The following is a 7,038-nucleotide window of genomic DNA, read 5'->3' as shown; positions in this document are numbered from 1 at the left end:
CAAGCTGAGCAAAAAGGCTAACTCTAGCACAACTACATTTTGAGATTAGCGACAACTATCTTGACAAACGCCGAGTGCGACAGCAAAACTACCGCACATTAATCCCTTTTCAGCATCAATCCGCGTCGTTACAGCAACATCATTTCCAAAACAAGTATAACTCAACACTTGACTTCACTTCAATTTATATATTTTCGACAAAATACAACAATTTCTGAGGTGCGAATGCTCCAGGGATTTCATGTGAGCTTGGGGTTCGCACCTCCTTTTCACAGCGATCAGCCGACTGCCTAGCTCACGCGTCTTCCCGCAGGTCATCGCCTGCCTGACTCGCTCTATCCCGTTCGCGAAGCCGCTCCAGCGTCTCCTGCACATCGGCCTGCAGCCGGTAGGAGCCACGCAGCGGCGCATACCCGAGCTTGCGGTTAATCGCCAGCATCGGCGCGTTCGTCGAATCGTTATCCGTCCGCAGGTATGCCGCCTGACGCTGGCGAGCCAGCTGGATGGATGTGACTTTCAGGCCAAGCGCGATCTGGCGTCCCCGGTAGTCGCGGCTGACGGCGGTGTATTCGTGGTACATGCCATTTGTATCCGCAAAGTACAGCAGATTGGACACGCCCACATACCGGTCGCCTGCTGCTGCAATGATGACCTGGTCGGGTGAGGAGCCGTCAGGCTTCAGGTACCATTTGCGCCACTCCCCGATCACCGGAACCTCTCCCATGAAGCCGGGAATATCAACCAATGTCTCGCGATACAGCTCGTACAGCTTCATTTCGGCGGCCGCTTCGTCAAGCTCGTCCGCCAGCGTCAGGAAACGGATTCCGTCCCTTGCTAGCGAGTCGGGCATATGCTGCGCAACCGCGGGTAGCTCGGCTCCCTCCAGCTGCAGCACAGATTGGAATGCGTGCCGCTCAATCGTAAAGCCTCTCCGTTCGGCAAAAGCAAGCGACGCCGGATGATCGTCCCACACCTCCGCTACCAGCCGCGTACCGCCGAGCCGGGACGCCCAGTCCGCCGCATGCGCCAGCAGCAATTGGCCAATCCCGTGTCCACGGCAGGCATGGTCTACGACCAGCGTTGTATGAAGCATACCCGGCTCTGTCCAGGGCGCCCGCCAACACCAGACATAACCGACCGCCTGCCCGCTGTCCGTAACAGCCAGACACCGCTCCCGGTCATATCCGGCCAGCAGGCCGTTTTCGTCCAGCCACGTTTTTCCTCGCTCATACAGCTTGCGATCATCCGCCAGCAGCCGTTCGGCTGTCGTTGGCTCGGCCCACACCTGATTTAATAATTGGGCCATCGCTTCGTAATCGTCCGGCAAGCTCAATGGACGCAGTTGCACCATAACAGCACCTCCATTTCATCATCAGTAGTCTGCTTTCTTCTACCATGATGCCATAGGCCGAGCATGATTTATATGGAAAAATTGGATATAGGCAAATGCGCCGCCTCGGCCTCCAGCCCCCGGAGCAGCGGCAGCACCTCGGAGATGTCCACCAGACGGCTGTCCGCCTCATGGCGCAGGCGCAGTTCAACCTTGCCTTGGCCCGTCTGCTTGCCGACGATGATCCGATACGGACTGCCGATCAGATCGGCATCCTTGAACTTGCTGCCCGGCCGCTCGTCCCGGTCATCGAGCAATACCTCCACGCCCGCCTGCTGCAGCAGTGCATACAATTCTTCCGCCGCACGCAGTTGCTCCGCGTCCTTCACCGATACCGGCAGGAGATGGACGAGAAACGGAGCTATCGTCCTTGGCCACACAATGCCATGCGGATCGTGGCACTGCTCCACAATAGCCGACAGGACACGGGACACGCCGATGCCGTAGCAGCCCATGATCATCGCCTGCTCCTGGCCGCCTGCATCCCGGTATGAAGCGCCGAGCTGCTTGCTGTATTTGGTGCCGAGCTTGAATACATGGCCGACCTCAATACCACGCTGCAATCGGATCAAGCCTGCTCCGCATTGCGGGCAAGCATCGCCTTCGGTCACATTGCGCAGATCGCCAATCGAGGACGGTACAAAGTCAATGCCGAGACGTACGCCCGTCAAATGGGCATCCGCCTGATTCGCACCGCACACCGCCGAGGTCATCGAGGCCACCGCCGCATCCGCCAGCACCGGCACAGGCATCGACAATCCGACCGGGCCGGCAAAGCCGAGCGGCGCGCCGGTTACACGAACCACCGTGTCCGCATCGGCCAATTCCACCGCTTCGGCCGCCAGCGCATGCCGCAGCTTCGTTTCATTCACCTCATGATCGCCGCGCACGAGCACCGCCACCTCACGCCCGTCCGCTAGATAGATAAGTGTTTTGATACAGCGATCCGGCGCAAGCGACAACGACTCGTGAAGCTGCTCGATCGTTTTCAAGCCGGGCGTTGCAAGCAGCGCCCGTCCTTCCGTGATTTCAGCGGCTGCGGCCTGCCTGCCGGGAATCTCTCCCCTGGCCTCGGCTTCAGCCCCGCACACCACCTGCTCCAGATTTGCCGCATACGCACAATGCGTGCAGGAGGCAATAACATCCTCCCCGATCTCGGCCAGCGCCATAAATTCCTGCGAGCCGCCCTCTCCGCCGATCGCCCCCGCGTCAGCCGCGACGGCCTTCACCTGCAGCCCGCAGCGCTCGAAGATTCGATGATACGCCTCGGCCATCGCTTGGTAGGAACGTTCGGCCCCCTCCCCATCCGCGTCAAACGAATACGCGTCCTTCATTAGAAATTCTCGCCCGCGCAGCAGTCCGAACCTTGGTCGGCGCTCATCGCGAAACTTGGTCTGAATCTGGTACAGCATCACCGGCAGCTTGCGGTACGAATGGATTTCATCGCGCACCAGCGAGGTGACCACCTCCTCATGGGTCGGCCCAAGCGCAAATTCACGGTCATGTCGGTCGGTCAAACGAATCAGTTCCGGCCCGTACACGGTGTAGCGCCCGGATTGCCGCCACAGCTCGCTCGGCTGCAGCGCCGGCATCAGCAGCTCCTGGCCGCCTGCCCGATCCATTTCCTCGCGGACAATGTACTCAACCTTGCGCAGCGCCCGATAACCGAGCGGCAAATACGTATAAATACCGGCGGCAAGCTGCCGGATCAATCCGGCCCTGAGCATCAGCTGATGGCTGGCTGCTTCGGCATCGGCCGGTGTTTCGCGAAGCGTTGGAATCAGAAAAAGGGATTGGCGCATGAAAGAATCCTCCTCAATTAGTTCTCGCAGCGGCTCAAATTAAAACAATTCGCTGGCTTCCGCACACCCGGCGACAAAAACAAAAAAGACACACTCGTCAGGGACGAATGTGTCGTGGTACCACCCTGTTTCAGCTATAAGCAGCATGCCCCCTGCTCACAGCGCTCGTACGAATAACGGATCGACTCCGGCAGCAGATACTGAGGTTCTCCGCTGCAGCTCTCAAGGCGGGAAGACAGCTTTGCGCCGGGAAACCTTGCAGCCTGCGGGTTTCTTCTCTGTTCGGACGCGATAGAGCCGTCTACTCCTTGGTCGTAGCTTAACTTGTTATGAAATAGATTAACGTTCAATTTACAAGAAATCCCGCGCTCTGTCAAGACACCCGCTAACATCCGCTAACCGCGCCCCTAACATCGGCCTCTCCTGATCAGCCTATTTCTTCAAAAGCAAGCTGCTAAGCGGCAAGAGGACAATCCCTGTGAAGCTGATCGCCAGCAAGCTCCACGTCACCTTGGACGGCAGCTTCTTGAGCAGGCGTGGATTGGTAATCCAGCCGCGCTGCTGGATATAGTTGCGGTACAACACCAGCAGCAGCGGCAGATTGCCCAGCATCAACAGCCAGTAAAACCGCTGCACGTCCACACCGATCCGCTCATACGCATAAACCTCGACATATAGCAAGAGCGCCAAGCCAGCAGAAAGCAAGATGAAAGCTCGACATAATTCCAGCAAAATACGTATCACAGACCATCACCTCAAGAACATCGTCATGGCCCTCTGCCCTATTCCCGGCATGAAAGCAGCTCTTTCACAGAAATTCATCATATACCGCAGCTACGACTTGGGATAATACGTGAAGGGAGGAGTTTTCACAACGGGAGATTTAATCTTGTGAAGCGCATTCGTCACTTCCGGACCTACGCACAGATTGGATTGCACCAGCTCCGCAGGCGTCAGCGCCATCCATTGGTTCAACGAAACATCGGCGAAGCGGCTCGATTTGAACATTTCGAGAAACCAGAGCGACTGCGTGCCTGTGTTTTGCACATAGTGACCGTAGGCAAACGGCACATAGCCGACATCACCCGCGCGAAAATTAAACGTCCGGGCCGCCCCGCCTCCGCCGAAAACCGTCATCCGCCCGTGGCCTGCAAGGTAATATTGCCATTCATCATTATTTGGATGCCAGTGCAGCTCGCGCATGCCGCCCGGCTCTATTTCCACCAAGGCCGCCGCAATCGTCTGCGAAATCGGGAAGTTCGTGGAGTCCGCGATCCGTACCGTGCCGCCTGAGGTGCGGAGCGGAGGCTGCGCCAGCAGTCTGTGCTTGAAGCTTAGCGGAATCGTCCCTTGCGGCGACGGCACGTTTTGGCTCGCCAGCGAGCCGGGCACGGTATCCTGGTAAATGTACACTTGATCGTGCGGTATGGAATCGAAGGCGCTGGCGGAAACGCCGAAGTTGGCGGACAGCACGTCCTTGGGCGTGTGGGCGAACCAGTCGGAAATCGACAACGTATTCAAGTCGGAAAAATGACCGTCGTCAAACACAAGCAGAAACTCACAGCCCTCCTCCAGCCCCTGGATCGAATGCGGGAGACCCGGCGGAAAATACCAGAGATCGCCCGGCCCGACATCGGCGATGAAATTGCGGCCGTCCTGATCGACTGAAGTAATCCGGGCGCGCCCCCATATCATATAGGACCATTCGGCCTGCTGATGCCAATGCAGCTCGCGCACGCCGCCCGGCGTCAAGCACATATTGACACCCGCCAGCGTCGTCGCTATGGGCAGCTCGCGGACCGTAATTTCTCTGGACCAGCCTCCGTGATTCAACTGCATATGCGTATCGGAAAACGAAAATCTCAGGTTCGGAATCAACCCTCGATCCGTTGGCGGAGGGACGAGCATATCCGGGTTTTCCATGTCTCGCATAACGTCACGGGGACCTCTGTCCATCGCTCCCGCTCCGTCCGCTCTGATCGGCTGGGGGATGACAGGCTGCACAGGCTCGTTCGCCCGCTGCCGATTGCGGTTGTTACTCACAAGCCAACAGCTCCTTTCATCCATCCGGTGTACATGCGGGGCAATCGCATGCCATCTTAACCAGATATATGATCGTACGCTGCGTGATATACTTGTGCCGCTATGCATGAGCGCCTTACGGCCCGACCACCCTTCGCTCCCGCTCCCTATTTACCGCGCTTCCCCTATTGCCTTACTTGCGATAATCCCCCAAATCCACTTCCGTCAAATCCCGTCCAAGCGTAATCGGCCCGCTGTAAATGTCCGCCATGCCCGCCGTGTAAGCCGCCTCCGCTTCCGCCGTTTTCGCGGGCGCGGGGATATGGTGAGTCAGCAGCAATTGCTTCACCCCGGCGCGCTGCGCGATGTCCGCCGCTTCGAGTGTTGTCGTATGGTATTTGGCCGGATTGTTCAGACCGACCGCTTCCTCCGGATACATCGCGATCAGCGCATCAAGCCAAGCTTTGTTGTATGCTTCATGGACGAGCAGATCGACGCCCTGCGCATACTTGACCATGTTATCCACCGGCAGCGTATCCCCGGAAATGACAACCGACTGACCGTTGTAATCAAACCGATAAGCAATCGCTGGCTCAACTGGACGGTGATCGACCTCGAAGGCCGTGATTCGGATGCCGTCCTGGTCGTAGACGATGCCTTCATTGCATTCATGGACAACGAGCTTCGAGCCCTCGAAGGCCGACTTGTTGTAGTTGATTCGCAGGTTGACGTCGAAGGCAAACGAAGCCTCCATTTTACCGATAATGTCAGCGGTTGATTCCGGCCCGTACACCTGCATTGGAACCTCGCGGTTTTTAAAGACAGCGCCCGGCACGACATGCGTACGCCAGCTGCTGATAAACACATCGAAAAACCCGGAATTATGATCGCTATGATGATGGGTAAACAGTACATCCGAGATGCGCTGCGGCATAATGCCCGCAAGCAGCAGTTGATTGACCGTGCCTGCTCCGCAGTCCACCAGAAATACTTTGTGACCGGCCAGCACCGCGACACCGGGCTTGGATACGCCGTAGACGGCGCGGGGTGAGCCGGTGCCGAGCAATATGACTTTTAAATCCGAATGGTAGTCCGGTTGGAGCTTTTCTTGTCCTTGAATCAGCTTGTCGAGCCCGTTAATCATGTGGTTGCAGTTCCCCTTTCACAGATGCAAGCTTGCAGGTTTAGGACGTTTTGAAAATGCTGACGATCATCAGCAGCAGCGACGCCATCCAGCCCGCCATAAACCAAAGTGAGCGCGTGCGGATTCGTGCCGCCTTCGCCCGGTCAGGCTCCCGCTCATCCGCCAGGAGCCGCTTCGCCTGCGCTGACAAGACGAGATGCAAAACCAGACATATCACAAACAAAACCTCAAAAATCAGCCAGGCATATAACGACATTCCAAGCTTCAATCCTCTCACTGAACTTAGTGCTCCACATATTATACCATGCTGAGAACAAGCGGGCGAACGATTCTTTGCCGCAGAGCTGGCCGATGCGGACTCCGCTTCATTGAATTTGGGCGCAGCAGGCCGATATGGTAGGATAGACAAATACCTTGCCTTATTCCATCCAGAGCGGCTACGCGATCCCGATTACGATCGGCAACAACGTATAGGATTGGCGGCAGCAGCGTGATCCTGCCTGGCGTAACGATTGGCGATCATTCGATTGTGGCCGCTGGCTCTGTTGTAACCAAGGATGTACCTGCCAACACGATTGTCGCAGGAAATCCGGCGAAATTTTTAAAGCACATTACCGAGTAACTGTGCCGTTCGCCGTACTTGCGCAGCAGGCAGCCTGACGCAGACAATCCTCACTTCT

Annotated in this window: 6 protein-coding genes and 1 pseudogene; 1 reads left to right on the top strand and 6 read right to left on the bottom strand. The window is 57.1% G+C overall.

The window, feature by feature from the left end; genetic code table 11:
* Positions 1-295 precede the first annotated feature (295 nt).
* The 6 genes from AC6ROY_RS23575 to AC6ROY_RS23550 form a co-directional block, all read right to left on the bottom strand.
* Positions 296-1,351 carry a GNAT family N-acetyltransferase gene (locus AC6ROY_RS23575; protein ID WP_500103017.1) on the bottom strand — a complete coding sequence of 352 codons (1,056 nt, stop codon included), beginning with the start codon at positions 1,349-1,351 and terminating at the stop codon, positions 296-298.
* 68 nt (positions 1,352-1,419) lie between these two features.
* Positions 1,420-3,192 (bottom strand): proline--tRNA ligase, encoded by a 1,773-nt coding sequence (locus AC6ROY_RS23570; RefSeq protein WP_500103016.1) that lies wholly within the window; start codon positions 3,190-3,192, stop codon positions 1,420-1,422.
* Between the two features lie 432 nt (positions 3,193-3,624).
* Entirely contained in the window at positions 3,625-3,936 is a 312-nt protein-coding gene (locus tag AC6ROY_RS23565; protein WP_500103015.1) for a hypothetical protein, read from the bottom strand.
* Positions 3,937-4,026: 90 nt separating this feature from the next.
* A complete protein-coding gene (locus AC6ROY_RS23560) occupies positions 4,027-5,235 on the bottom strand; it encodes an oxalate decarboxylase family bicupin (RefSeq protein WP_500103014.1) in 1,209 nt (402 codons plus the stop codon).
* Between the two features lie 172 nt (positions 5,236-5,407).
* Positions 5,408-6,358, bottom strand: a complete 951-nt coding sequence (locus AC6ROY_RS23555; RefSeq protein ID WP_500103013.1) for an MBL fold metallo-hydrolase — start codon at positions 6,356-6,358, stop codon at positions 5,408-5,410.
* 40 nt (positions 6,359-6,398) lie between these two features.
* Positions 6,399-6,635: a hypothetical protein gene (locus AC6ROY_RS23550; protein WP_500103012.1), complete on the bottom strand. Its 237-nt coding sequence runs from the start codon at positions 6,633-6,635 to the stop codon at positions 6,399-6,401.
* Positions 6,636-6,775: 140 nt separating this feature from the next.
* On the opposite strand from AC6ROY_RS23550, the pseudogene AC6ROY_RS23545 reads away from it, so the two are divergent.
* A pseudogene (locus AC6ROY_RS23545) lies at positions 6,776-6,980 on the top strand (DapH/DapD/GlmU-related protein); the annotation flags it as partial.
* Positions 6,981-7,038: the final 58 nt, after the last annotated feature.

This window comes from Paenibacillus sp. sg306046 (assembly GCF_059821225.1).
Note: the sequence above shows the minus strand (reverse complement) of the source record. Positions and strands in the feature narration are given on the sequence as shown.